The 25,524-nt window shown below is 45.8% G+C and carries 27 protein-coding genes; 9 read left to right on the top strand and 18 right to left on the bottom strand.

What is annotated here, in order from left to right; all coding sequences use genetic code 11:
- Positions 1-328 precede the first annotated feature (328 nt).
- Positions 329-961, bottom strand: coding sequence for a response regulator transcription factor (locus CP943_RS20790; protein WP_026580278.1), 633 nt, complete (start codon positions 959-961; stop codon positions 329-331).
- Between the two features lie 171 nt (positions 962-1,132).
- Between CP943_RS20790 and CP943_RS23110 the strand changes: the two genes are divergently transcribed.
- Entirely contained in the window at positions 1,133-1,249 is a 117-nt protein-coding gene (locus CP943_RS23110; RefSeq protein WP_423734433.1) for a lariocidin family lasso peptide, read from the top strand.
- Between the two features lie 99 nt (positions 1,250-1,348).
- Here CP943_RS23110 and qoxD read toward each other — a convergent pair whose 3' ends face one another.
- The 5 genes from qoxD to galE all read right to left on the bottom strand — a co-directional run bounded on the left by qoxD (position 1,349) and on the right by galE (position 6,740).
- Positions 1,349-1,714, bottom strand: coding sequence for a cytochrome aa3 quinol oxidase subunit IV (gene qoxD, locus CP943_RS20795; RefSeq protein WP_023857000.1), 366 nt, complete (start codon positions 1,712-1,714; stop codon positions 1,349-1,351).
- Entirely contained in the window at positions 1,714-2,328 is a 615-nt protein-coding gene (gene qoxC / locus CP943_RS20800; RefSeq protein ID WP_023856999.1) for a cytochrome aa3 quinol oxidase subunit III, read from the bottom strand. The genes qoxD and qoxC overlap by 1 nt, the downstream gene beginning before the upstream one ends.
- A 14-nt stretch (positions 2,329-2,342) precedes the next feature.
- Positions 2,343-4,292, bottom strand: coding sequence for a cytochrome aa3 quinol oxidase subunit I (gene qoxB, locus CP943_RS20805; RefSeq protein WP_025810604.1), 1,950 nt, complete (start codon positions 4,290-4,292; stop codon positions 2,343-2,345).
- A gap of 17 nt (positions 4,293-4,309) precedes the next feature.
- Positions 4,310-5,278 (bottom strand): cytochrome aa3 quinol oxidase subunit II, encoded by a 969-nt coding sequence (qoxA, locus tag CP943_RS20810; RefSeq protein WP_095291511.1) that lies wholly within the window; start codon positions 5,276-5,278, stop codon positions 4,310-4,312.
- Between the two features lie 472 nt (positions 5,279-5,750).
- Positions 5,751-6,740: a UDP-glucose 4-epimerase GalE gene (galE, locus tag CP943_RS20815; protein ID WP_023856996.1), complete on the bottom strand. Its 990-nt coding sequence runs from the start codon at positions 6,738-6,740 to the stop codon at positions 5,751-5,753.
- A gap of 779 nt (positions 6,741-7,519) precedes the next feature.
- Here galE and CP943_RS20820 point away from each other — a divergent pair.
- The 4 genes from CP943_RS20820 to CP943_RS20840 all read left to right on the top strand — a co-directional run bounded on the left by CP943_RS20820 (position 7,520) and on the right by CP943_RS20840 (position 10,802).
- Entirely contained in the window at positions 7,520-7,669 is a 150-nt protein-coding gene (locus CP943_RS20820) for an anti-repressor SinI family protein (protein ID WP_023856995.1), read from the top strand.
- A 538-nt stretch (positions 7,670-8,207) separates the two neighbouring features.
- On the top strand, positions 8,208-8,771 hold the full coding sequence (locus CP943_RS20830; protein ID WP_025810603.1) for a flavodoxin family protein: 564 nt from the start codon (positions 8,208-8,210) through the stop codon (positions 8,769-8,771).
- A gap of 181 nt (positions 8,772-8,952) precedes the next feature.
- Positions 8,953-9,267, top strand: a complete 315-nt coding sequence (locus tag CP943_RS20835; RefSeq protein WP_023856991.1) for a DUF485 domain-containing protein — start codon at positions 8,953-8,955, stop codon at positions 9,265-9,267.
- Positions 9,264-10,802, top strand: coding sequence for a solute symporter family protein (locus CP943_RS20840; protein ID WP_025810602.1), 1,539 nt, complete (start codon positions 9,264-9,266; stop codon positions 10,800-10,802). Before CP943_RS20835 ends, CP943_RS20840 begins: the two co-directional genes overlap by 4 nt.
- Before the next feature lie 52 nt (positions 10,803-10,854).
- On the opposite strand, the gene xylB is transcribed toward CP943_RS20840, so the two are convergent.
- Positions 10,855-12,354 carry a xylulokinase gene (xylB, locus tag CP943_RS20845; RefSeq protein WP_079289517.1) on the bottom strand — a complete coding sequence of 500 codons (1,500 nt, stop codon included), beginning with the start codon at positions 12,352-12,354 and terminating at the stop codon, positions 10,855-10,857.
- Positions 12,354-13,700, bottom strand: a complete 1,347-nt coding sequence (xylA, locus tag CP943_RS20850) for a xylose isomerase (RefSeq protein ID WP_105981379.1) — start codon at positions 13,698-13,700, stop codon at positions 12,354-12,356. The genes xylB and xylA overlap by 1 nt, the downstream gene beginning before the upstream one ends.
- A gap of 196 nt (positions 13,701-13,896) precedes the next feature.
- On the opposite strand from xylA, the gene CP943_RS20855 reads away from it, so the two are divergent.
- On the top strand, positions 13,897-15,060 hold the full coding sequence (locus tag CP943_RS20855; RefSeq protein ID WP_105981288.1) for an ROK family transcriptional regulator: 1,164 nt from the start codon (positions 13,897-13,899) through the stop codon (positions 15,058-15,060).
- 28 nt (positions 15,061-15,088) lie between these two features.
- Here CP943_RS20855 and thiE read toward each other — a convergent pair whose 3' ends face one another.
- The 5 genes from thiE to CP943_RS20880 all read right to left on the bottom strand — a co-directional run bounded on the left by thiE (position 15,089) and on the right by CP943_RS20880 (position 18,313).
- Complete coding sequence (gene thiE / locus CP943_RS20860; protein ID WP_025810599.1) at positions 15,089-15,763, bottom strand: thiamine phosphate synthase; 675 nt, start codon at positions 15,761-15,763, stop codon at positions 15,089-15,091.
- 1 nt (position 15,764) lies between these two features.
- Positions 15,765-16,574, bottom strand: coding sequence for a hydroxyethylthiazole kinase (gene thiM / locus CP943_RS20865; protein ID WP_035337939.1), 810 nt, complete (start codon positions 16,572-16,574; stop codon positions 15,765-15,767).
- Positions 16,571-17,488 (bottom strand): cidABC operon transcriptional activator CidR, encoded by a 918-nt coding sequence (gene cidR / locus CP943_RS20870; RefSeq protein WP_023856984.1) that lies wholly within the window; start codon positions 17,486-17,488, stop codon positions 16,571-16,573. Before cidR ends, thiM begins: the two co-directional genes overlap by 4 nt.
- A gap of 130 nt (positions 17,489-17,618) precedes the next feature.
- Entirely contained in the window at positions 17,619-17,888 is a 270-nt protein-coding gene (locus tag CP943_RS20875; protein ID WP_020453374.1) for a YwqI/YxiC family protein, read from the bottom strand.
- Positions 17,885-18,313, bottom strand: a complete 429-nt coding sequence (locus CP943_RS20880; protein WP_020453375.1) for a YwqH-like family protein — start codon at positions 18,311-18,313, stop codon at positions 17,885-17,887. Before CP943_RS20880 ends, CP943_RS20875 begins: the two co-directional genes overlap by 4 nt.
- Before the next feature lie 483 nt (positions 18,314-18,796).
- Between CP943_RS20880 and CP943_RS20885 the strand changes: the two genes are divergently transcribed.
- Positions 18,797-19,183 carry a CidA/LrgA family holin-like protein gene (locus CP943_RS20885; protein WP_020453376.1) on the top strand — a complete coding sequence of 129 codons (387 nt, stop codon included), beginning with the start codon at positions 18,797-18,799 and terminating at the stop codon, positions 19,181-19,183.
- On the top strand, positions 19,165-19,851 hold the full coding sequence (locus tag CP943_RS20890) for a CidB/LrgB family autolysis modulator (protein WP_035337942.1): 687 nt from the start codon (positions 19,165-19,167) through the stop codon (positions 19,849-19,851). Before CP943_RS20885 ends, CP943_RS20890 begins: the two co-directional genes overlap by 19 nt.
- A 59-nt stretch (positions 19,852-19,910) precedes the next feature.
- Here CP943_RS20890 and CP943_RS20895 read toward each other — a convergent pair whose 3' ends face one another.
- The 3 genes from CP943_RS20895 to CP943_RS20905 all read right to left on the bottom strand — a co-directional run bounded on the left by CP943_RS20895 (position 19,911) and on the right by CP943_RS20905 (position 22,962).
- Positions 19,911-20,195 carry a hypothetical protein gene (locus CP943_RS20895; RefSeq protein ID WP_048350642.1) on the bottom strand — a complete coding sequence of 95 codons (285 nt, stop codon included), beginning with the start codon at positions 20,193-20,195 and terminating at the stop codon, positions 19,911-19,913.
- 10 nt (positions 20,196-20,205) lie between these two features.
- A complete protein-coding gene (gene putP, locus CP943_RS20900) occupies positions 20,206-21,672 on the bottom strand; it encodes a sodium/proline symporter PutP (RefSeq protein WP_035337945.1) in 1,467 nt (488 codons plus the stop codon).
- 99 nt (positions 21,673-21,771) lie between these two features.
- A complete protein-coding gene (locus CP943_RS20905; protein WP_023856980.1) occupies positions 21,772-22,962 on the bottom strand; it encodes a class I SAM-dependent rRNA methyltransferase in 1,191 nt (396 codons plus the stop codon).
- 142 nt (positions 22,963-23,104) lie between these two features.
- Here CP943_RS20905 and CP943_RS20910 point away from each other — a divergent pair, with 142 nt between their 5' ends.
- Positions 23,105-23,485 (top strand): VOC family protein, encoded by a 381-nt coding sequence (locus tag CP943_RS20910; protein WP_035337948.1) that lies wholly within the window; start codon positions 23,105-23,107, stop codon positions 23,483-23,485.
- Between the two features lie 30 nt (positions 23,486-23,515).
- Here the strand turns inward: CP943_RS20910 and CP943_RS20915 are convergent, their stop codons facing one another.
- Entirely contained in the window at positions 23,516-24,454 is a 939-nt protein-coding gene (locus CP943_RS20915; protein ID WP_229129363.1) for a phosphoglycerate dehydrogenase, read from the bottom strand.
- Between the two features lie 149 nt (positions 24,455-24,603).
- On the bottom strand, positions 24,604-25,467 hold the full coding sequence (locus CP943_RS20920) for a glycosyltransferase family 8 protein (protein ID WP_026580289.1): 864 nt from the start codon (positions 25,465-25,467) through the stop codon (positions 24,604-24,606).
- Between the last annotated feature and the right edge of the window lie 57 nt (positions 25,468-25,524).

Genomic DNA, 25,524 nt, shown 5'->3' on the forward strand with positions numbered 1-25,524 from the left:
AAAAATAAAGGAGAAGAGAGCCGGCAAGCTCTCTTTCAGCACTTTATGCATGATGTTCTTTCCACGCCCTTGGCGAATGCCGTTATCATTTCAGCTTTGGAGCGTTTTAAAAAGAGCCTGCAATGCGACGATACCCCTGAATTTACCAACTGACCACATGAATCAGATTATCACAGGACAATATCAAAAAAACCGCAAAAAACTACCGAAAACCGACATGAATAGCCAATGGCATCAATGGGCCATTATTACGGGATTTATTCGGAGGAAAAAGAAAAAGAGAGCCTATCGACTCTCTTTTGCAGGGAAAACCAAATATATACTTTGTCTAAACTTTCTGCTTGATCAAATTAAGCATCGTTCCTTTTTTTACTGCGCAGTACCGTGACGTTACTTTGAGCTTTTTATAGATTTTGCTCAAGTGATACTCTACGTTGCGCGTCGACATTTGTAGGTCTGCTGCGATCTCTTTATTTGTTTTACCGCTGGCCACCTTCTGCAAAATATCCAGTTCTGTGTCTGTTAAATGCTCGTCCACCGCGAGATCGGAATCAAGCCTCAGTTTTTGCAGCAAGCCGTCGGGAAATAACACAGCCCCTTTTAAACACAATAAAATACTCGAAGCAATCATGCTGTCTGTATACGATTTATCGATAAACCCTTTAACTCCGGCCTCAATCAGCTTATTAAAATATGAGTGAATTTCATCTCCCGAAAACATAATGATAATTTTGGATTGAGGTGCGGTTTCCAGCGTTTTAAGAGACAGTTCCAACCCGTTCATTCCCGGCATTTTTAAATCATAAAGAAAAACGTCTATATGTACCTCTTGATTTTTTAAGAGGTCGAGAGCTTCATTTCCTTCGTGGCAAACGATGACATCCATATTATATTTTTTTAAGATTTCCTTCATTCCGGATGTCAGAACCCTGTAGTCGTCTACTAACAACACGCGTATCATCAGTAACACTCTCCTTAAATCAGTTTCCTCCGAACAAATACCGCAATAAAAACCCTATGAATAGAATTGAAGGATGATGTCGGGTTTTAGTGCCTTTTTGTGGTTTTTACCACTTTATTCTATGATAGCATGAATATGTAATCAACTGGAAGTAATAAGGAGGTGACACAGATGCGCAAATTGGAAACTGCCCAAGTTAAAAACTATGGTACATTCCTGACTGTTACTCTTTCTAAAAAGAGCAAGCCGGGCGACGGCAAATTCGGCCGCGGCGTAAAACGCGGTTAAGAGTGTATGAGAAAGAGAGAGCCTGTGGCTCTCTCTTTTTCCGTTCAGCAACCAAAAAAGAGTGCGGATCGTTGAAATCCGCACTCTTTTGCCAATCAATTAATGTCCGCTGTGCTCAGAATGTTTTGCACCTGGAGTACCGCCCTCAGGGTTGTCTCCGTGATAGTTGTGAGCAGCGAAGATCCAGACAGAACCGGCAATAATCGCAACCGCAATAAATGCGGCAAACAGCGTATTCCCGACTTGGATTTTGCCGCTGTCACTTTCAGTCATATGCATAAACATTAAGAGCTGAAGTCCAGCTTGGATGATCGCAAAACCGAAAATAATCCACAGCTTTGCAGCCATGCTTAAGTCCGTATAGATCACCCACAAGGCCAATAAGGTCAGCACAATGGACAACACGAACCCGACAATATGCTTCCAAGGAAAGTGGCTGTGTTCAGCCGATTGTTTTGCTGCCATTATACATTCACCAACCCTATCAAATAGACGCCGGTAAAGATGAAAATCCATACCACGTCTAAGAAGTGCCAATACAAACTTGAGATAAACAGCTTAGCAGACGTTTGCGGGGTTAGGCCGCGCTTTTTCGTCTGAAGCAAAATGCCGATAATCCAGAAGATACCGATCGATACGTGCAGTCCGTGTGTTCCCAATAGAACAAAGAAAGATGACCAGTAAGCACTTGTCGATAAAGTGGCACCTTCGTGTACATAATGATTGAACTCATAAAGCTCATAGCTGACAAACCCAGCACCGAGCAACAGGGTAATGATCATCCAGATCATCACGCCTTTCAAACTGCCGCGGCGCATCTCATGCACTGCGATGCCGCATGTGAAACTGCTCGTTAACAGCAGGAACGTCATGATTAAAACGAGCTTTGCGTCGAACAGTTCTGCCGGCAGTACGCCCCCCGCTGTTCTGTTATGAAGAACAGCATAGGTCGCAAATAACGTAGAGAATAAAGCAATCTCCGCTCCAAGAAAAATCCAAAAGCCAAGGATATTCAACCTTCCGATTTCAGAACGGTATTCCATAGGAGCGTTAGAATTGCTGTGTTCTGCATGTTCCATCAATCCCGCCTCCTTTACTTGGCATTCTTTCGTTCAGTCTCTTTTATTTCCTCAACACTTACATAGTAGCCGTCGTCATATTCAAATGAACGAAGAATCATACAGAGGAATACACCGATCAGACCGACGATTCCCATCCAGAACCATTCAAAGACAAGCCCGAATCCAGCAAATCCGAAGCATAATGACATAAGAAACGGACGGCCTGAATTGCTCGGCATATGAATCTTTTTAAACTTGCTTTCAGGATGAATCTCGACATTGTCTTCCTTCATTTGCGCAAATGCGTCAGGTGATGTAACCTCAGGCAGAACCGCAAAGTTATAGTGCGGCGGGATCGCAGAAGATGTAGCCCATTCAAGCGTACGACCCATTCCCCAAGCATCTCCTGATTCTTCGCGTTTTGAATGACGGAAGCTGTAGAAAATGTTGTAGCAGAGAACGATGAATCCTGCGGCCATCAGCAATGCGCCGAATGTCGCAATCATGTTCAATGCAGTCCAGCCGTCTTCTGCTCCGTATGTGTAAATACGGCGAGGCATTCCTTGCAATCCAAGGAAATACATCGGGAAGAAGCAGATGTTAAAGCCAGTCATGAACAGCCAGAAGAACCATTTTCCGATGCGTTCGTTCAGTTTGTGACCGAACATTTTCGGATACCAGAAGATCAATCCGGCGAAACATGCAAACACAGTACCCGCGATCAGCACATAGTGGAAGTGCGATACGAGGAAGTATGTGTTGTGATATTGATAATCCGCAGCTGCCATCGCAAGCATAACGCCCGTAACACCGCCGATGACGAAGTTCGGAATAAATGCAAGCGACCACAGCATCGGCGTTGTGATTTTGATTCTGCCTCGATGCAGCGTCAACAGCCAGTTAAAGATTTTAACTCCGGTCGGCACCGATATCGCCATCGTCGTAATCGAGAAGAACGAGTTGACCGCCGCACTGTTGCCCATTGTGAAAAAGTGGTGCAGCCAAACGACGAAGCTGAGAACCGAAATGGCAACAATTGAATAAACCATTGCTTTGTAGCCGAACAGCTGCTTTCTTGCGAATGTCGCAATGATTTCTGAAAAAATACCGAAAGCAGGCAAAATAACGATGTAAACCTCAGGATGTCCCCAAATCCAGAACAAGTTCGCCCACAGCATCGGCATACCGCCGTTCGCCAAGGTGAAAAAGGCTGTTCCGAACAAGCGGTCAAATGTCATCAGCGCCAAAGCCACTGTCAAGACAGGGAATGCGAAAATGATAATCACACAAGTGATCAGCGTTGTCCAAGTGAACATCGGCATCCGCCATAGGGTCATGCCTTTTGTACGCATTTTCAGGATGGTCACCATAAAGTTAATCCCGGTGAGAAGCGTACCGATACCCGCGATCTGAAGTCCGAGCAAGTAATAGTTCTGCCCAGGCCCAGGACTCAGCTCATTGCCTGCAAGCGGCATGTAAGCCGTCCATCCTGCATTCGGCGATCCGCCGATGACGAATGAAATATTAAACAGCATCGCTCCGACCATGAAGGTCCAGAAGCTCAAGTTGTTCAAATACGGGAATGCAACATCGCGCGCACCGATTTGGAGCGGTACGACGACGTTCATTAATCCAATAAGAAACGGCATCGCCATGAAAATGATCATGATCGTACCGTGTGTCGTAAACACTTCATTATAGTGGTTTGAATCTAAAAAGCTGTTATTAGGAAGCGTGAGCTGGGCACGCATCATTAACCCGTCGACGCCGCCGCGGAAGAACATAATGACTGCGGCAATGAGGTACATGATTCCTAAACGTTTATGATCGACGGTGGTAATCCATTCTCTCCAAAGCCATTTCCATTTTTTGAAGTATGTCAGCACAAATACGATTGCAATGGATGTAAGCAAAATGGAAATCTGTGCTCCAAGAATTAATGGGTCACCTGTAATTATGAATTCGTCCCATTTCAAATTCATGCAAGCTTCCTCCTTTCCTAGTGAGAATCTTGGTCTTCAGATTGTTTTTGATCTTTGTTTGTCTTCACGTTTTCAAACGGATCTGATTTTGAGTGCGGAGACAATGGTTTATAGCCCAATCTTTCGCGCGCTTTAATGGCGTATTCCGCATCATTTCCGTGGTTAACATACTTCAGGTGTGTCGATGAGAACGTCATTTCGTCCGCATGCTGAGGAAGCATCAGTTCATCGTACTGGTTTTTCGTCAGCTTAGGAGCTTCTTTCTGCGTTTTCTTCACCCAGTCGTTAAACTTGCTTTCAGATACCGCTTTGACATTAAACTGTTGTTCTGCAAAACCTTCACCTGTGAAGTTTGCATTTCGGCCTTTATAAGTACCCTCATGGTCTGCCTGCAAATATTGCTCCATTTCCATTCCGGACATGGCATATTTTTGCCCGCCAAGCTGCGGAATCCACAGTGACGCCATAGAATCGGCAGATGAGATTTTAAACAAGATCGGTCTGTCTGTCGGGATATTCAAATAGTTGACCGTTTCGATATCCTGTTCCGGGTAGCTGAATACCCATTTCCAATCGACAGATGTCGCATATACGACCAAAGGTTCCTTGTCCTTTGATGCTTTTGGAGCCTCTTCTAGAGAATAAATTGTTTGAACTGTCGGCACTGACAGCGCAATAACAATTAAAATCGGAACCACTGTCCAGACGATTTCTAAAAATGTATTGCCTTCTACTTCCGGGCTGTAAGGAGACTTTCTGTCTTTACGCTCACGGTATTTCACAATCATCACAGTAAAAAGGACAAATACGACCGCTACGATAAACAGCATAAATCCAATCGATAATAGAATAAGATCTCTTTGCTGCGAAGCAACCGGTCCTTTAGGATCCAATACCGCGATTTGACTGCAGCCGCCCAATAAAAAAATGGAGGAAAGTAGAGTCAGCATAATCAGTGGTTTAAATGCTCTGAACAAGAGGATCACCATCCTTCCTTAAATGATGTCTAAAATTTGGTCAGAATATCTAAGATAAAAGGATTCTGAAAAACTTTTTTCTTCTACCTTGCTATGCTATCAAAATCTTCACCAATTAGCCTTATTTTTTTCGATTGTTCACCTTTTTTTCACCCAAATGTCACAAAATCGTCAAAATTTGTTCATGATATTATGAATAACGAAGGAAATAGACTGGTAATTTTTTAGTTCTTTTTACACACATAGCAAGAGCTGACAAATCCCTCCGAAACAAAAAATCTGTCAAATTTAGGTTTACCACAATAAAAAACTTTGGTCAATCATTAATTTAACATTGTTAAATTTTTTCATAGTGAATCATTATCTTCCTCCATTCCTTTTCCCTGTTGACAGCACGCTTTAAACTTCAAAACATCAAAAAAGAGCTTCCTTCTGTAACTGAAAGCTCTTTTTCATCCTATTTAATAGGCGTCACCGCATTCTAGCTTTGATAGCCGTTCGGATGTGCTTTAAACCACTTCCACGCGCTGTCAATGATCGTTTCCAGCTCGGCGTATTTCGGCTGCCATCCCAGTTCTTTCACTGCTTTTTCAGAAGAGGCGATCAGCTGTGCCGGGTCTCCAGCACGCCGCTCTGCAACCTCCGCCGGTATCGGGCAGCCTGTCACTTTCCGGGCTGTTTCAACGACTTCTTTGACCGAAAAGCCCGTGCCGTTTCCGAGATTGTATACAGTGCTTTCTCCGCCCTTTCGAAGCCTTTCGACAGCGAGAATATGCGCGTCGACCAGATCCATTACATGGATGTAGTCTCTGATGCACGTACCATCTGCAGTCGGATAGTCGTCGCCGAAAATCATAATCTTGTCGCGTTTGCCAAGCGCGACTTGAAGAATGATCGGGATCAGGTGCGTCTCAGGCTGATGATCTTCGCCGACCAATCCGTCTACATGCGCACCGGCAACATTAAAGTAGCGAAGGACGACATGACGGATTCCATATGCTTTTTCAGACCACTTCAGCATTTTTTCAATCGCGAGCTTCGTTTCCCCATACGGGTTTGTCGGATCCGTCGGATCTGTTTCCATAATCGGCACACGATCCGGTTCTCCGTATGTTGCAGCCGTTGATGAGAAGACAATTTGCTTTACATCGAACTCTTTCATGACCTTTAACAGGCAAACGGCTCCGTAAACATTGTTGTCATAATATTTGAGAGGATCTGTTACGCTTTCTCCAACCAAAGAATCGGCCGCGAAATGCATGACAGCCTCAATCTCGTTTTCCTGAAATACTTTTCTTAGGAATGCTTCATCGCGCAGATCTCCATTATAGAAAGAAGCTCCCTTTAAAGCCGCCTCTTGATGTCCAGTTTGCAGGTTATCAATAATCACGACTTCTTCATTGCGGCTTAACAGTTCCGCTACAGCATGGCTTCCAATATAGCCCGCCCCTCCGCATACTAATATTGCCAATTCATTTCTCTCCTTTCAGCGGCGTTATTCTTCCATTTTAAGTCTATAAAACGCCTGTGAATATATATTCGCTTTTTCATTTTACCACCTTCAGCATTTTCCAGCTCGTATTTTCATCATTTCTTCAAATAAAAACTAGGGGCAAAACAAGTGGAAAGGTTTCTGTTCCATTAAATGCCTTACAAGGAATAGTTCGGGTTTTTATCCATTACAATGGTTTCATCCTGGTGAATTAAAGCGATTTTGAGGCAAAAGCTATACTTTTTTCTCTGCATTTGAAACCAATGTTCTTTTTTTCCACTTAATACTGGTCGATAATAGTATTTTCGTATTACCCTTCTTTAACCCATACAGCAACTAAGCCGAAAGGACCCTCCCTACCCACCATGTCTTTATTCTAAATCATTCCTTGAAACCATTGATTTTCCAATACTTTTTCGTAATAATCTGCCAAAAATCTCTTTCTTATTTTTAGAATATTCAAAGGATATTCGGCTGCAATTGAGAAATTCTTAATAGGGAAAAATGATCATTTTTAATTGAATACTATCCAGTCAGTAATTGATTGTTTATTATTATAAGTAAGAATCTAAGATTTTTTGGTTTTTTTAGTCAGTTATTTAGGGAATAGGTAGGTTTATCAAAGATGACTTTGTGAATTTTTTATGAAATTTGTCATTGTTTTCACATGGCTGTTGTTTTATAACTTTTATTGCATCTCAAGGAAAAACCGTTTTTTTCTTTGAGGTGAACAACGTCTTATCATATTGGAGGAAGCTATGAATACTCAAACGAAACACAAGTTGGACAAAGATTGGGTGATTTTGATGAAGGAGGCGAAAAAACTTGGGCTGCAAATTGAAGATGTGAAAGAATTTCTTCACAGTCAGCCCGTCCAAAGCGATGCTGAAAAACCGATAAAGCAGTAAGCGTTTAGAAGCATCAGTTATCCAAAAAAACAGGCGGTTCTGTTGAATCTTGATCTATCAAGATGATCCAACCGGCTGTTTTAACGAGTGTTTTAATTGATAATGACGTATTTGAGCAGCAGGCCTGCTGCCTGTGTATAGATTCTGTCTGCTCCATAGAAACGCGCGTTTTAAGGAGCAGCCTTACCTTTGCCCTGTACATAGGTCGTTTCATTTTTCCAGCTTCACTCTCTTAAGGGGTACCAGACCGGATTGAATAAGGCGTTTTAGAGCCATTGCTAACCAACGCTGACGCCAGCAGTCCCATTCACTTTCTTCTGCATCGGTTTCGATTGCCTTTCTCCCGAAGGGGGGCGGAGCTTTTCGTCTTGATCCTTCTGATAATATCCTCATGCTTCCTTTCCATTCTCTCTTTTCTGTTAAGTTCGCTTATATAATCGATTTTTCCGATGGTAAATATCTAAAATATCAATTTTACTGATGATTGTTGTTATCTTAAACTGAATTCATGACCGATTCCAAAGGAGGATGAAACAATATGGGGATAGCAGCAATCTGCGGAAGCTCCCGTGAAAATGGAAATACGGAAGAACTGATGAATCGATTAGTAGACGGACTTGATGCCGATAAGATATTTCTGCGAAACTATCACATTCAGCCCGTATCGGACTACAGGCACAGCAATACAGCCCCTTTTTACCCTGATGATGACTACAGAGACCTGATCAGCCGGGTGCTGGAGAAGGATATCCTAGTTTTCGCCACTCCGATCTATTGGTACGGCATGTCGGGTCTGATGAAAAATTTTATTGACCGCTGGTCACAGACATTGATAGAGCATGGAAGATCTGCATTTAAACAGCAAATGGCGAAAAAAACGGTCTACGTGGCAGCTGTCGGAGACGATGATCCCCGCTTGAAAGGGCTGCCGCTCATTCAACAGTTTCACTACATATTTGATTTTATGAACATGACATTCGACGGCTATTTGCTCGGCAAAGGAAACAAGCCCGGCGGCGTGATAACAGACCGGGAAGCGATTGCGTCTGCAAATGAACTGAGAAGGAAGCTGACAGAGGCGGAAACGAGGCGGAAGGCATGACAAATGAGAAGAAAAAGGTGAACAAACGGTTTCTTTTATGGAAAAAACATTTATTCGAGATGATCAGGTCTTTCATCTTATATAAATAAAACGCTGTGTGAAAATTGAAGAATAAATCCGGAGCGTGTTACATACCTTTGTTGTATCTTTTCAGACAAACACAAGGAGGGGCAAAGAACAAATGAGAGAAGGCAAAATAGATTACAGCAAAGCTGCGGCATCTCCGGAGTTCCAGCGGTTGTTATCACGGAAACGGGCTTTTATTGTACCGATGACGATTTTCTTTCTGCTCTTTTATTTCCTGCTGCCGGTTATGACATCATACTTCACATTTTTGAATCAGCCGGCAGTCGGAGCCATCACATGGGCATGGGTTTTTGCGATAGCTCAGTTTGTTATGACATGGACGCTGTGCATTATGTATACAAAAAAAGCCGGTCAATTCGATCAAATTGCAAGCGATTTCAAAAAGAAGATTGGAGGCGTTGATTCATGAGTGCCACAGCCTTTATTCTGTTTCTTGCCATTGTTGCTCTCACGCTTGTCATTACGTATTTCGCGGCCAAACAGACAAAAACGGCCAATGAGTTTTACACGGCGGGAGGAGGGCTTACCGGCATTCAAAACGGACTGGCTATTGCGGGAGATTACATGTCAGCGGCTTCTTTCCTCGGCATTGCCGGGATGATCGCTTTGAACGGGTTTGACGGTTTTTTCTACAGCATCGGCTTCCTCGTCGCTTATTTAGTCGTGCTTTACATTGTGGCAGAGCCGCTCCGAAACCTCGGCAAATTTACAATGGCGGACATGATTGCCTCTCGTTTTAAACAAAAGAAAATTCGCGGTGTCGCCGCATTAAACACGATCACGATCTCCACCTTTTATATGATTGCACAGTTAGTCGGCGCCGGTGCGCTGATCAAGCTTCTGCTCGGCATCGATTATACGCTGGCCGTGTGCATTGTCGGGGTTTTGATGACCATATACGTCGTATTCGGAGGAATGATCGCAACCAGCTGGGTCCAGATCATCAAGGCCGTTCTCTTGATGGCAGGGACGCTCATTATCTCAATCATCGTTTTTTCAAAATTCGGCTTCAGCCTGACGAACATGTTTGAACAAATGAAAACAGCTACTCCGCTTGGGGCTGATTTTTTGAACCCCGGCAATAAGTATAAAGTTCCTCTTGAAACACTTTCACTCAATTTGGCACTCGTCCTCGGGACAGCCGGCCTGCCTCACATTCTCATCCGGTTTTATACAGTAAAAGATGCCAAAACGGCAAGGAAATCGGTAATCTCGGCTACATGGATTATCGGTATATTTTATATTATGACGGTCTTTCTCGGTTTTGGTGCTGCCGCGTTTGTCGGTTTTGAAAACATTTTAGCTGCCGATAAAGCGGGGAACATGGCTGCACCGCTGCTTGCTCAGGCGCTCGGCGGAGATTTTCTGTTCGCCTTCGTCTCAGCCATCGCGTTCGCAACGATTTTGGCGGTGGTCACAGGCCTTGTGCTGTCGGCGGCATCCGCTTTTGCGCATGATATATACAGCCAGATTATCAGAAAAGGCGCGGCTACGGAAAAAGAGCAAATGATCGCTGCAAGATGGGCTTCCATCGGCGTATCCGTCCTTTCGATTCTGCTTGCTGTCTTCGCCCAATCGCTGAATGTCGCGTTTCTTGTCTCGCTTGCATTTGCCGTGGCGGCAAGCGCCAATCTGCCGCTCATTATCTTCACCGTCTTCTGGAAAAGATTTAATGCGGCCGGCGCTTTGGCCGGCAGTCTGACCGGTCTTTTAAGCGCGCTGATTCTCGTCTCCATCAGCCCGAGTGTCTGGGACCCGGCCGGAAACGCTATCTTTGTTGGAGAACCGCTGATCCCGCTTTCCAACCCGGGTATCATCTCCATTCCGCTCGGCTTTCTAGGCGCTTATCTCGGGACGATTCTGTCTTCAAAAACCCCTGATCAAGAAGCATTTGCAGAAATTCAGGTCAAAGCACATACAGGCATTCACATGGATCAATCTTAAACTGGATGCACACCCGAAAAAAACTTATGAGCCGGCCGGCTCATAAGTTTTTTTATTCCCGAAAGCTCGCCAGCCGCTCGTTCAGCGCTTTCGTGTGCCGGTAGACATCTCTATAAATTTGAAACAGAGCTTTGTATTGTCTGCTGTATTCACGGCGGGGTGAAAAGGTTTCTTTGATGAGAACGAATCGGTCTGCACAAGCTTCAAGCGACGGAAACCAGCCGCACCCGACGGCCGCGATCATGGCTGCTCCATATGCCGGCCCCTGTTCGCTTGTGAGTCTGATGATGTCGGCGTTGAAGATATCCGCCTGGATTTGCAGCCATTGATCGCTTTTGGCGCCTCCGCCGATTGAAATCACGCGGCTGATATCCTTTCCCGCGGCACGGAATTGTTCAATGCTCTCGTGTAGGGAGAATGTGATGCCTTCAATGACGGCTCTGACGAAGTCCGCCCGTGTATGTGCGCTGTCCATCCCGATGAAGCTGGCGCGAATATCTGCGTCGGCATGAGGGGTTCTCTCCCCTGACAAGTAAGGGGTAAACAGCAGCCCCCGGGCACCGGGACGGGAATGGTCAATATCGCTAATTAATTCGTCAAATGACGTTTGCCCGGCAAATACATCTTTAAACCAGCTGAAGCTGCGTCCTGCGGAAAGCGTCACTCCCATTGAATAAAACGCATTGGGGGCGGCGTGGTTCAGAAAATGAATATTGCCATCAAACGCTTGATCTCGGTTTGATTCATATGTGAGAACAACCCCTGAGGTGCCTATGCTGCAAAGGGCCGTTCCTTCTCTTAAAATACCGGCGCCGACCGCGCCGCATGCATTATCAGCGCCGCCGGCAAACACCTTGACTTCAGGAGCCAGACCGGTTTCGGCCGCGAATTCCGGACTGACGCCGCCGACACAGGCGCACGGCTCAATCAGATCCGGACATAAGGACTCCGGGATGCCGAGCTTGCTGCAGATTTCCCCGCTCCATGTCTGATGTTTCACATCGAGCAGGAGCGTTCCGGCCGCATCTGAATATTCGCTGTGCAGACGCCCCGTCATCGTGTACCTGACGTAGTCTTTCGGCAGCAAAAAAACGGCCGCCTTTTCAAAAAATTTTTTTTCATGTTCTTTCACCCATAAAAGCTTCGGAAGGGTAAAGCCTTCGAGCGCCGGGTTTTTCGCGATCTCGAGCAGGCGCTCCTTTCCGACTTTCTCGTTAATCAGACGGCATTGTTCGGTTGTCCGTGTATCGTTCCACAGGATCGCGTTTCGCAAAACCTCTCCGTTGCCGTTTAAAAGTACCAATCCATGCATCTGTCCGGAAAAGCTGATCCCTTTAATCTGAGATGCTTTTCCCGGGAAATGCATAACTAATTCCTTAATGGCTTCCTTCGTTTTTACCGCCCATTCTGCGGGATCCTGTTCAGAATAACCGGAATGGGGCTGAATGATGGAAAATGGTTTGGAGACCTCGCCGCACAGCTCTCCCCGCTGATTGACAAGGATGATTTTAACCGCGCTGGTGCCGAGGTCGACCCCGATCACGTATTCCACTAGCGTGTCTCCTTTTCTGCCGGCGCTTCGCGCAAAGCGTTCAATAAGTAACGGTTAACGGTCGCTTTCAGTCGTTCCTGGCGGCCTGACTGATTTTCAATTTGGTCGTGTTCAAGAGCGTATGCGGCAAGCTTATTCAGATCGGTGCGGCCTTCTTTGATCTCAAGCCCGATCCCTTTCGTATAGCTTTCATAACGCCCTTCAATGATCTGGTCGAGGGCTTTGTCTTCAAGCAGACGGGAGGCGACTTTCAAGCCGACTGCATACGTATCCATTCCTGCGATATGAGCGTGAAATAAGTCTTCATCCGCAAAAGACGGGCGCCTTACTTTAGCATCGAAGTTAATACCACCGGTTTTAAACCCGCCTGCTTTCAAAATTTCATACATCGCAAGTACTGCAGAATACAGATCGGTCGGGAACTCATCAGTATCCCAGCCCAGGAGCAAATCGCCCTGATTGGCGTCAATGGAACCCAGCACGTCGTGCAAGGCAGCCACCCGTAGTTCATGCTCAAATGTATGCCCGGCCAAGGTCGCATGGTTCGCCTCAAGATTGAGTTTAAAATGGTCTTTTAAACCGTAAGTTTCTAAAAAAGCGATCGTTGTGGCCGCATCAAAATCGTATTGGTGCTTCGTCGGCTCCTTCGGCTTCGGCTCGATCAAAAATTGGCCGTCAAAACCGATTTCGCGCGCATACTCAACCGCCATTCTATAAAATGAAGCCAAGTTTTCGAGTTCAAGCTTCATATTTGTATTCAGCAATGTTTCATAACCTTCTCTTCCGCCCCAGAACACATAGTTTTCCGCTCCAAGCTCCTTGGCGATATCCAGTCCTTTTTTCACTTTTGCGGCCGCATAGGCATAGACATCCGCATTGCAGGAAGTTGCGGCCCCGTGGACATACCTCGGATGGGTAAACATATTGGCTGTATTCCAAAGCAGCTGAACACGGCTAGTCTCCATCATTTTTTTAAGAAAAGACGACATTTGATCCAAATACGTAAAGGTCTCACGCAACGTCGCTCCTTCATCAACGATATCAACGTCATGAAAGCAGAAATAGGGCACGCCGAGCTTTTCAAAAAATTCAAAAGCCGCTTCCGCCCGGGCTTTTGCTTTATCCAAAGGATGCGTCATCCGGTTCCACGGCCGGAACATCGTCCCGTCGCCGAAAGGGTCTTTCCCGTCCGCATCAAAGGTATGCCAATACGCAACAGCGAAGCGAAGATGTTCCTTCATCGTTTTGCCGCCGACGTATTCATCAGGGTTGTAATATTTAAATGCGTAAGGATTTTCCGAATCGGCTCCTTCATACTCAATCACTCCGACATTTCTAAAAAACATTCCGATCTCCCCCTTCACTTTTCCTTGCAAAGCAAACGTTAAAAAATAAGTTTGTTTAACCATTAAACTAACTTCCTTGTATTTATTTTACAAGATGAATCAACCGCTTTCAATGGAAATGAAGGAAAAAATTGAGTTTTCTAAATTTGTTATACTATAATAAATTCACAGCTTCAAAACAATGGAGTGATTGACATTGAATACAGCGGATCAAGCCCTTGTAAAAAAAATGAACAAAGCTCTGATTCTTGAGCAGATTATTGAGAACGCACCCATTTCAAGAGCAAAACTTTCGGAAATAACGGGATTAAATAAAGCGACCGTTTCCTCCCAAGTATCTTCCTTGCTTCAAAAGGACATCATTTATGAAACCGGCCCCGGCGAGTCAAGCGGCGGCAGGAGGCCCGTGATGCTGAAATTCAATCGAAAAGCCGGCTATGCGGTCGGTGTAGATATCGGAACCAATTATCTGATTGTTGTGTTAACCGATCTTGAAGGGCATTTGATTGAACAATTCGAACGGACGCTGGATGAAGAAGACATTCAGGCGACAGAAGAGGCATTAATCGAATTGACAGGGCTAGCCGTTGACAAAATACCGCCTTCCCCATACGGATTGACCGGAATCGGCGTTTGCGTACCCGGCTTGGTAGACAACGAACGGCAGGTGGTGTTTACGCCAAATAAGCCAATCCATTTGATTCCGTTAAAGGAAAAACTGGAAGAAAGGTTCGGCGTTCCCATTTTAATTGAAAACGAAGCAAACGCCGGCGCCGTTGGCGAGAAGAAATACGGAGAAGCCGGACAGCTGGAGCATGCCGTGTTTGTCAGCATTAATACCGGGATTGGTTTAGGGATTTTAATGAATGGAAAACTGTTTAGAGGTGTGCAAGGTTTTTCCGGAGAAGCCGGGCACATGTCCATTCACTTTGACGGCCCATTGTGCCGGTGCGGGAATAGAGGCTGCTGGGAGCTTTACGCTTCGGAAAAAGCCGTCTTCTCTCACTATGGAGCGAATTCCGAAGCCTCGCTTTACGAAACCGTTAAAGAACTTGCAGACCGCAGTGATCCGGGGATGATGGAGACGTTTGAAAGATTCGGTTTTCATATCGGCATCGGACTTCTCAACATCTTGAAGACGTTGAATCCCGATACGATTATCTTGCGGAATACCATTGTGGAATCCTATCCGATCATCGTCGATGCGATTAAAAAAACGATTGCCTCAAGAAGTGCTGCAGAAGCCTTGTCTAATTATCATTTGAAAATCTCCTCACTTGGCCGCACTGCCTCATCGCTCGGCATGTCCTCCCTGGTGATCGGGCATTTTCTGGAACGGTTTATGAACGAGAGATTTTAATTTTTATATCAAAAAGCGCATATTCCATTTAGGAATGCGCGCTTTGTTTAGCAGCTTGCACTTTCTTGCTGAACGCCTCGGCGGCCGCCTTTGGATCGGCAGCTTTGCTGATGGCGCTGATGACACTGATGCCGTCAGCGCCGGCCTCGATGACGGGGGCGCAGTTTTCGGCCGTGATCCCGCCGATTCCGACCACAGGTATGCCAATCCCCTGCCTGCGGAGCTCTTGAATGAGCGAGACACCCTGCACAGCTTTTGTATCCCGCTTTGTTTCAGTCGGGTAAACCGGCCCTGCACCGATATAATCCGCTCCATCCTTTTCCGCCTTTACGACTTCTTCAAGTGTATGCGCGGAAACGCCGAGGATTTTGTCCCCGATTCTCGCTCTGACGTCGGCGGCCTTATCATCATCCTGCCCGATATGCACACCATCGGCGTCAAGCGCAAGCGCAAGTTCTACATCATCGTTGATGATAAACGGAACATTGAACTGTTTGCAAAGAGCCTGCACCTGTCGAGCAAACGCCTTTTGATCTCCTGCTTTTAACGCGCCCTCGCCTTTTTCGCGGAATTGAAAAAGTGTCGCACCGCCTTTTAAGGCTTGTTCAATGACAGTTAAAGGATCGCCTGCAGTATTGTTTGAACCCATAATAAAATAGACTGACAACAGATCTTTCATCGTTTCTTTTGAGACTCGCGTCATCTTATTCCACCTCTCTGATCCTGCCGCGTTCTTTTATATCCATCGCTTCAACAGCGGCAAGCTGATTCAAAAACTCGATTTGAAAGCTTCCGGGCCCCAGGTTTTCCGTTTTCTCCGCGGCCAACTCGGCCGCCGTTCCATAAAAAGCGGCTGCAGATACAGCGGCATGGCAAACGTCTTTTTCAACGGCGCAAAACGCACCGATGACAGAGGTAAACAGACAGCCTGTCCCCGTCACTTTCGTTAACAGTTGATGTCCGTTGCCTACGGTATACGTTTTTGTTCCATCCGTTATGACATCTTCAGCTCCGGTTATGATGACGGCTGTATCCCATAATTTCGCGGCTTTTTTGGCGAGCTCTTTTCTGTCGCCGCTCCCTTCGCCTGCATCCACGCCTTTGATCAGCCAGTCCTCTCCAAGCGTGTTGGCAATTTCCGCGGCATTGCCTCTGACGGCGGAAACCTTCACTTCGCGCATAATCGCTTGAGCCGATTCTGTTCGAAACGGCGTCGCCCCAGCACCGACTGGGTCAAAAATAACCGGCACACCGTGTTCATTGGCGGACTTTCCTGCAATGATCATCGATTCAACAGATTCCCGGCTGAGCGTGCCGATGTTCAGCACAAGGGCTCCGGCGATCTTTGCCATGTCGGCGGCTTCTTCCCTCGCATACGCCATCACCGGCGATGCGCCGAGAGCCAGTAAACCGTTCGCCGTAAAATTGGTGACGACATTGTTTGTCATATTGTGTACGAGCGGTTTTTGCTTTCTGACTTTTTCAATTCCTCTTGCGGCATCTTCCAGATTCATTCGGCTGCATTCCCTTCTGTTTTTGAATTTTCGCTCCATATATACGATTTTGTATGATCAATCCACGCCCTCGCCGCGAACGACAGATAGCGGTCTTTTCTCCAAATGACGGCGACATGCCAAGGAATGGCCGGCCTCACCAGCGGAATGATTCTCACTCTTTCCGGGTCAAGATCGCGGCAGATTCTTTCGGGCAAAAGCCCGATTCCAAGGTTAGCGGAAACCATTTCGCTGATGAAATCCCATTGCGAGGTTTCATAAATGACATTCGGCTGAAATCCAGCCTTCAAGCAAGCCGTAATGATCCGTTCGTGAAGAACAAAGTCTTCCCGGAAAAAGATAAACGGTTCTTCGCTTAACTGCCGAAGCTCGATCTCATCCGCATCGGCAAAACGATGAGACGGGTGGACGATCAGCATCAAGTCTTCTTTTACGATTGTAAAGGAGTGAAAAATCTCCTCTTTTGCAGGCAAGACGACAACGCCGATATCAAGCGATCCGTCTTCCACTCCTTCCTGCACTTTCACAGAGCCGTGCTCAACAAGCTGAAAGGTGACGTTCGGATATTTGTCTCTGAAATCCCCTATCACTTTCGGAAAAAAGCCGGAGCCGATCATCGGCGGCAAACCGATCCGCACGTGCCCTTTTTTGACGTCCATCAAGTCATTCAGCTCTGAAGTTAAATTTTGAAACGACTTGGTGATTTCCTGGGCCTGCACATACATGCTTTGCCCCGCATCAGTCAGCTCGATCTGACGCCCCCGCCGGTAAAACAGCTCAATCCCGAGCTCTTCTTCAAGATTTTTAATCATTTTGGAAATTGTCGGCTGAGATATGTATAATGACTGAGCGGCTTTTGTGAAGCTTTTCAGACGGGCTACCTCCAAGAAATAGGTTAAGTGGCGTATGTCCATTTGTTTGACACCCTTTCAGAGTTCCTGCTTGTATTCATATTCTAAACCAATTTCATTGTTTTCTGCACCCCCGTGGAGCACCCTTCTACATCAACATAAAAAAACGCCGCCGGCATACAGCCGGCAGCGCCTATCTTCGGGCAATCGCTTCATCCTGTTCCTTCAGCGTGTCCACATTGGAGCGGGTGTCCTCAATGTTTTTACGAACAGCCTCTTTATACTGTTCGACCATATTGCAAATTTCGGCTTCGCGTTCAAGCCACTTTTTCGTAAAATCAAGGTTGTTCCGCCCGAGCGCTCCGGCTGACGGGCTTTTTAAAGACACGGCTTGAAGCGTGCTGCTTACTTGCTCCAGCTGCTTCATAACCGCTGCATGGTTAAGTTTAATCGTTTTGCTCATTTCAACCACCCTTTTAAACCGTTGATTGTGCTGTGCAGAGCGTCGACGGCCTCCTCTCCTTTTTCCATCAGAAAGTCCGCCCGGTCGGCTGACCAGCTTGCAGCTTGAACAGCCCCTTTTTCAGAATCTAAAGCAAATATCTTTAAATCAATTTTATGAATATACCGATCATATTCATCGGTGAAAATTCTGTACATTGCCGTGTGCGCTTCATCACGTGCTTCGTCAAAATCGGCTGCCCTGCTTCCGGTCCACGACTCATCAAGGTTCGGACGCAAAATCTGCCTGATTTCTTCGATTCCGAGGTTTTGTTCCCGCTCTACATCGCGCTTTGCCCGCTCCAGCCTTGCAATTTGTTCTTCCAGCTCTGCCGCCTTATGAGAGAGGACACCGTGTATTTTTTGCAGCGTGTCTGAGTAGTCCATTATTGTCACCTCTGAAATTGCAGTATGATTCGCATGGATTGTTTCCTTGTCAAATTATGATTCGGTTGGTTTTTCATAGATTCACATCTTTGACTGGACTTGCTCTCATTTCCAATATTTATAGTTTAAGTCGAAAATCACGGATGTTGAATAGGCTGTAAATACTGTTTTTAGGGATATATACACAGTTCATCATCTTCCTCACAGCGCATTTCAAGGACATATAACCCGTCTTTTTGAATCATCTGTACACCGCTTTCATCGCGGACAAGTCTAAAGGCACGGGAATACGGCAGTTTAATGGTCACAAAAAATCGCCAAATGATTCCGGACGACAATTTCTAATTTTAGTCAGGAAACTGTTTCTTTTGACCTGATTTGCGCTTTTAACTATAGACAAAATGAATAATATCTATTCTGTATATGTATTTTACCTATACTTAAAACTCATGTACACTCATGTTTAGAAAGGGGGATAATGACATGAAAACATTCATTAAAGGATTAGGTCAGGTCGCTCTTTTGTTTTTATTCGCGCGTTTCATGAATCTGATTGCCGAGGTTCTTCATATAAACATTCCCGGCAGCATTCTCGGGATTATCGTCATTTTTGCGCTTCTTCATTTCAAAATCATTAAGCTGGAATGGATTGAAATCGGCGCCTTGTGGCTGCTCGCGGAGCTGCTTTTGTTCTTTGTCCCTTCAGCCGTCGGGATTATGAACTACGGAGATATTCTGGCTGAATTCGGCACAAGCATTATACTCGTTGTCCTCATCAGTACATTCGTCGTCATGGTGTCGACCGGAATGCTGACTCAATTGATTGCCAAAAGAAAGGAAAGGAAAAAAACATGCTCATCGGATGCTTAAGCCTGATCGCAACAGTGTTAATTTATCTGGGCGCAAAAGCGGTGTATTCACGCCATCCAAAGGTGTATGCGTCACCTTTATTGGTCACGCCGGTGATACTTGTCGGCCTGCTGCTTTTCATCAATGTGCCCTTTGAAGCGTACAATGCGGGCGGTCGCTTGTTGACAGACATGCTCCAGCCGGCAACCGTGGCTTTTGCGATTCCGTTGTACAAATACTTTCCAGTCTTGAAAAAATACGCGGTTGAGATCGTTATCAACGTGACTGTAGGCTGCTGTATCGCGATCCTGTCAACAGCGTTTATCGCAAAACTTTTCAAGCTGAATGAAGACCTGATTGAGAGCCTCGTTCCCAGATCGGTCACAACGCCAATTGCAATGAGCGTTTCTGAAATGATCGGCGGAATGCCCGCGGTGACCGCTGTTTTTGTTATATTGACCGCCCTGTCCGGGTCAGTGATCGGACCGATGGTCATTCGCTACTTCCGGATTGATAATGAAATCGCAAGGGGCGTGCTGCTTGGCACAAGCGCCCACGGCGCAGGTACATCAAAAGCATTTGAGCTCAGCTCCGTGTCCGGAACGATTTCAAGCGTATCGATGATCCTGGCTGCGATCATCACGCTTTGCGCAGCGCCGTTTCTCATTTCCCTTATTGCAGTGTCATAGCCGAAAAATAAAAAAACCAAATTGGGGAAGTTTTTTTCCGCCAATTTGGTTTTTTTCATTTAGACATCGAGCAGCCATATGAATATGGACATTATCAATAATATAAGGGCCAGAATAAAAGAAATACACCTGAGAGCCCAGTCATGCGGCAGTTTTGGAGAAATTGCTTTTAACAGCTTGGCGAACAGCAAACCAATCAAACCGAAAAGTGTGAAGATTCCCGATCCATCCGCCGTCATTTCCGAGAAAAATTCATCGCTTTTTTCTTTGGAAAATGTCCACAGAAATCCTGCGAAAGCCCCTGTAAGAAAAGTGATTGTCCATAATACTTTGACAAAGACCATCACCCTATTCTCAACCTTTCAGCTGTTCAACCGCCGTCTCAAATTCCTTTTCAATCTCTACGGACGGTTTCTTTGTCATCAGGCTGACAACGATGATCACGACTGTACAAACAATAAATCCGGGAATGATTTCATAAACCGGGTCAAAAGCTTTTACTTGCTCCCACACAATAACAGTCAGCGCCCCGGACAGCATCCCTGAAAGCGCGCCCCACTTCGTCATTCGTTTCCAATACAGACTCAGCAGAACGACAGGACCAAATGCTGCTCCGAAACCTGCCCACGCATAGCCGACAAGATTCAATATCGTTTCATTCGGGTGAAGCGCCATCATGAGGGCGATCAGTGAAATCGCGAGGACAGACAGCCTTCCGACAAGAACAAGTTCTTTGTCAGAAGCCCCTTTCCGGACAAACGCTTTATAAAAATCCTCTGTCAGCGCGCTTGAGGTTACAAGAAGCTGTGAAGAAATCGTGCTCATGACAGCTGCTAAAATGGAAGCCAGCAAAAATCCCGTAATCATCGATGGGAACAAAAGGTCTGCCAACTTAATGAATATCGTCTCGGCATTCTTTAACGAAAGATGATTTGCGCTGAAATAGGCGATGCCGACGAGTCCTGTCAGCATCGCGCCGCAAATCGAAAAGATCATCCAGCCCATGCCGATTCTTCTGGCACTCTTCAACTCTTTCACGCTTGAAATCGCCATAAACCTGACAATAATATGAGGCTGTCCAAAGTAGCCGAGCCCCCACGCCAGTAAAGAAACAATACCGATTGCGGTTGTTCCTTGAAACGGACGGAGGAGGTCCGGGTTGACCGCGTTCACTTCCGAAAACGCCGGCGCAATTCCCCCCAATTGGACAAATACGACGATCGGCATTAAGATGAGTGCAATAAACATGATCGTCCCTTGAACAAAATCGGTCCAGCTGACAGCCAGAAAGCCCCCGAAGAGCGTATAAAGAATGACAACCCCGGCCGTCAGCCAGATGCCGATCCGATAATCAAGGTGGAATGCTGTTCTGAACAGCTCTCCGCCCGCCACCATTCCGGATGATGTATAAAAAGTGAAAAATACTAAAATAACGAAAGCCGACGTCACCCGTAACAGCCTTGAACCGTCTTTAAAACGGTTTTCGAAATAATCGGGTATGGTAATGCTGTTGCCGGCCGTTTCCGTATACGTTCTCAGCCTCGGCGCAACATACACCCAGTTCAAATACGCGCCGATTGTCAGACCGACAACGATCCAGCCGCTGCTCAATCCGTTCAGAAACATCGCACCAGGCAGCCCCATTAATAGCCAGCCGCTCATATCGGAAGCACCTGCGCTTAACGCGGTGACGGCGGGGCCCAGATTTCTTCCGCCAAGCATGTAGTCGGTCAAATTTGAAGTTCTTCGATATGCAAAATATCCGATAAAAAGCATTCCTGCCATATAAATACCTATCGATATTAAAATTCCGTAATCCATAACTTCCCCCTGCCTGAGTTTTTCGCGTAATATCAATATACATGAATAATTGATCGACAGGTATTGTTTTTATCGCAAAATTTTTCCCCGCCCTTAACATTAACGGCGGCGGATCCGCAAAAAGACAACTTTTAAATAATCGCCTTCAGGATAGCTTTTCACCGTTTTAAAATCTTCGGGCAGCGAATGCTCCTCAAGCACTGTAAAGCGCGTCCCCGTTTCTTTGCATGCCGCTTCGATAAAACCTTTGAATTTTTTCATCCCAAAAGCGCTGCTGTTCGTCGAAGCGACGATCACACCTTGATCTTTAGTGATTCGAATCGCGTCTTTCAACAGATTTTTATAATCCTTTGCCGCGCTGAATGTATGCTTTTTTGTTCTCGCAAATGAAGGCGGATCAAGGATGACGAGGTCAAAGGCGAGTTCTTTTTTGGCCGCGTATTGAAAATATTTAAAAACGTCCATGACTTTAATATCATGAGCTTCATAATCCAGCCCGTTCACGCTGAATTGTTCGATCGTCCTGCTTAAACTGCGGTTTGCAACATCAACGCTCGTCGTTTTTTCAGCGCCTCCAAGCGCCGCCGCCACAGAAAATGCACCTGTATATGAGAAGGTGTTGAGCACGGTTTTTCCTTCCGCATACCGGTCCCTAACCGCCTTGCGGACATGGCGCTGATCGAGAAAAACGCCTGTCATCGCACCGTCATTGAGGTAAACGGCAAAATGTATGCCGTTCTCTTTCACAATGATCGGAAATTCCCCTCTCTCTCCTCTGACAAAGTCGTCATCTTCTACATACTGCCCGGCCGTATTAAACCGTTTTTTCTCATATACGGCTTTATAGTCTGTCAATTCATCGAGGGCTTCCATAATCGCTTCCTTAAACGTATAAATCCCTTTGCTGTACCATTGGAACAAATAGTAGCCGTCATAATAATCAATCGTAAAGCCGCCGATTCCGTCGCCTTCCCCGTTAAACAAACGAAAAGCGGTCGTATCCGGGTCTTGAAAAAGCGATTTTCTGGCCTGAAAGGCGTTCGCCAGCCTGCTTAAAAAGAATGATTGATCAATTGATTCCTCTTCGTTTCGGGTCAGAATCCAGCCGATCCCTTTGTTTTGCTCGCCATAGTAGCCCTTTCCCAAAAACGTGCCGTTTTCATCGGCAACCCTGATCAGCGAACCTTCTTTTATGCCGTTTTCTTGCGAAGAAACAGCTTCTTTTTCAATTAAGGGATAGCCCTTTTTCATTTTTGCAGCGAATGGATGTTTTATTTTTAATGTATGCATTTGATTTCAGTCCTTATTTTAAAGTCTTCTCTATCCTACCATAACGCCTGATCAATATTCTTATTCATCATGTAATCGAGATAATTGACAGATGATTCCGACCTTTCTAAAATGATGGAGAAACAAAAGGAGGAATGGCGTAATGGCGCGAATTGACCACGTAGGACTGATGGTGAAAGACATTGATGCTTCGATCACATTCTACCAGAATGTGATCGGAATGACGCTTAAAGGCAGAATGACCCATACAAACGGCATCATGAAGCTGGCTTTTTTAGGCTTTGAGAACAGAGACGAGACAGAGCTTGAATTGATCGAGGGATATAACGACAGTCTTCCTCAGGAAGGAAAAGTACATCATTTTGCCGTCTCAACCGATGATATCGAGGCTGAATTCGCCCGCGTAAAAAGCGCCGGCATCAAGCTGATGGAAGACGAGATCACCGTATTGCCAAACGGCTTCCGCTATTTTTTTCTTTTTGGGCCCGAAGGAGAAATAATTGAGTTTTTTCAAAGAACATAACCGGATGCGGCTTTTCGCCGTTTCCAGTCTTTAAGAAACGCGGAAAGCCGGCGGCTGGTTTTCGATAAACCTTTTGATGTTTTGATATGTCACCTCTTCGATGCGCCTGATGCTCTCATACGTAGCGCCACCAATATGCGCCGTGCATATGACATTGCCGAGACTAGTGATCCGGGCGGCCGGCGGTTCGGTTTCAAAGACGTCCAATGCTGCACCTCTGATCTGTTTTTGTTCAAGCGCTTGAATGAGCGCGCTTTCGTCTACCACTTCTCCGCGGGCAATGTTGACCAGGTACGCGGTTTTCTTCATTTTTGCCAGCTTTTCTTGATTGATCAAATGATAGGTGGCAGGTCTTAATGACGTGCTGATACACATAAAGTCAGATTTTGCCAGGAGATCGTCAAGCTCTGCAAACCGTACATTCAGCCGTTTGGCTGCATTGTAGTCTTTGTATGTGCCGTACGCCAAAACGTTCATATGAAACCCGGAAGCCCGTCTTGCAACCTTTTTGCCAATTTCCCCAAAACCGATAAGCCCCAGCGTTTTTCCATCGAGCTCATAGCCCATCTCGGATTGCCACAAACCGGCTTTGACTGCGGCGTTTGACTGCGGGATCGAACGGGCGCCAGACAGCAGAAGGCCGAATGCCAAATCGGCGACTGCCGAGGCGTTTTGGCCGGGTGCATTCGTGACGAGGATTCCTTTTTCGCTTGCATATTCTACATCAATATTGTCGATTCCCGCACCGAATTTCATGATATATCTTAGTTCCGGGGCAGCGTCGATCAGCTCCCGGTCCACTTTTTCAACGCCGGCGATATAAATATGAACATCCTTGATATGAGTCAGTAAATCCTGTCTCGTCAACCGATTGGAATCCAAAAATGCAAATTCGGCGCCGAGCCGTTCGACCCTTTCCTTCAACAGCGGCGCTGCGCGGTAAAACAGTCCGTTAAGTGTCAACAGCACTTTAACCAAAAGCGCTCCTCCATTCGTAAAAAATTTTTGCAGCCAAGAAAAATGCTTGTTTCCGAAAGGAAACAAGCGAATATGGGGATACGTCAGGGTTTGTTGTCATTATATCGATTCATCCTGCGATTTAAAATGAGATTGGCATGTTAGCTGACATGGTTTTTAGACAATTTGGCCGGCTGGTTAAAGGCTGTGGACTGCAAATACTTAAAATATTGACGGGCGTACGGGTGTGAGGTGTTTGAATTCCAAGGCTTGTTTCCGCCGCAGAAATGAACGATTGCCGGGTTTGCCCTTGTTTCCATATAGCGCTTTTGATCGATGAGGGAAGCCGGTGTTTTTTCTTTTAAAATAATGTGTGTTTGGGCGTTCCATCTCGGATGAAGTTCGAGCCACTGATCATAAAGAATCGCATTCAGCGCGTCTTGGTCATGAAACACAAACATGTCTTCATCGTTGTTATTGATGAAGTCGATGACTTTTTTCGAAATGTTGTTTTTTCTCCAGGCTTCCATATCGATGATCATGATACCTGAGTTAAAATATTTTGCTTCGTCGCTGATGTTCATCTTTTTCAGCCGTTCATGCTGGCCTGCATCTTCTACTGCCGCTGCGAAATAAGGTGAAATGTCCTTGTCCCACAACTTCGATATATCCTCTAACACTAAGGCGTCGCAATCGACATAGATCATTCGTTTGACGGAATCGTCATCAATCAGATCGGGGATGGAAATCCGATAGTATGCCGCTTTTGTAATATGGCTGCTTTCGACCGCACGGTCATACTGGCTTTTTTCTACATTCAGAAATGTAATGGGGGCTCCGAATTGAAGGGTCGTCTCTTCCAGACGCTTTTTATTTTCCGGTTCAATCCCTCCGTCGATGACATACAGTTTCACATCGCGCGTCTGATCCATATTCGTCAGCAATGATGCGAACATCACGCTTAAATGCTGTGCGTAGTTATTGTCTGTACATGAAATAATATGCATGGTTCGGTCGCTTTTCATATGTCTTCCATCTCCTTTTCTTTTTTTGTTCTATTCCCTTTTTTTAAAAAATAAACA

It is taken from the genome of Bacillus paralicheniformis, assembly GCF_002993925.1.
GTDB classification, from domain to species: Bacteria; Bacillota; Bacilli; order Bacillales; family Bacillaceae; genus Bacillus; species Bacillus paralicheniformis.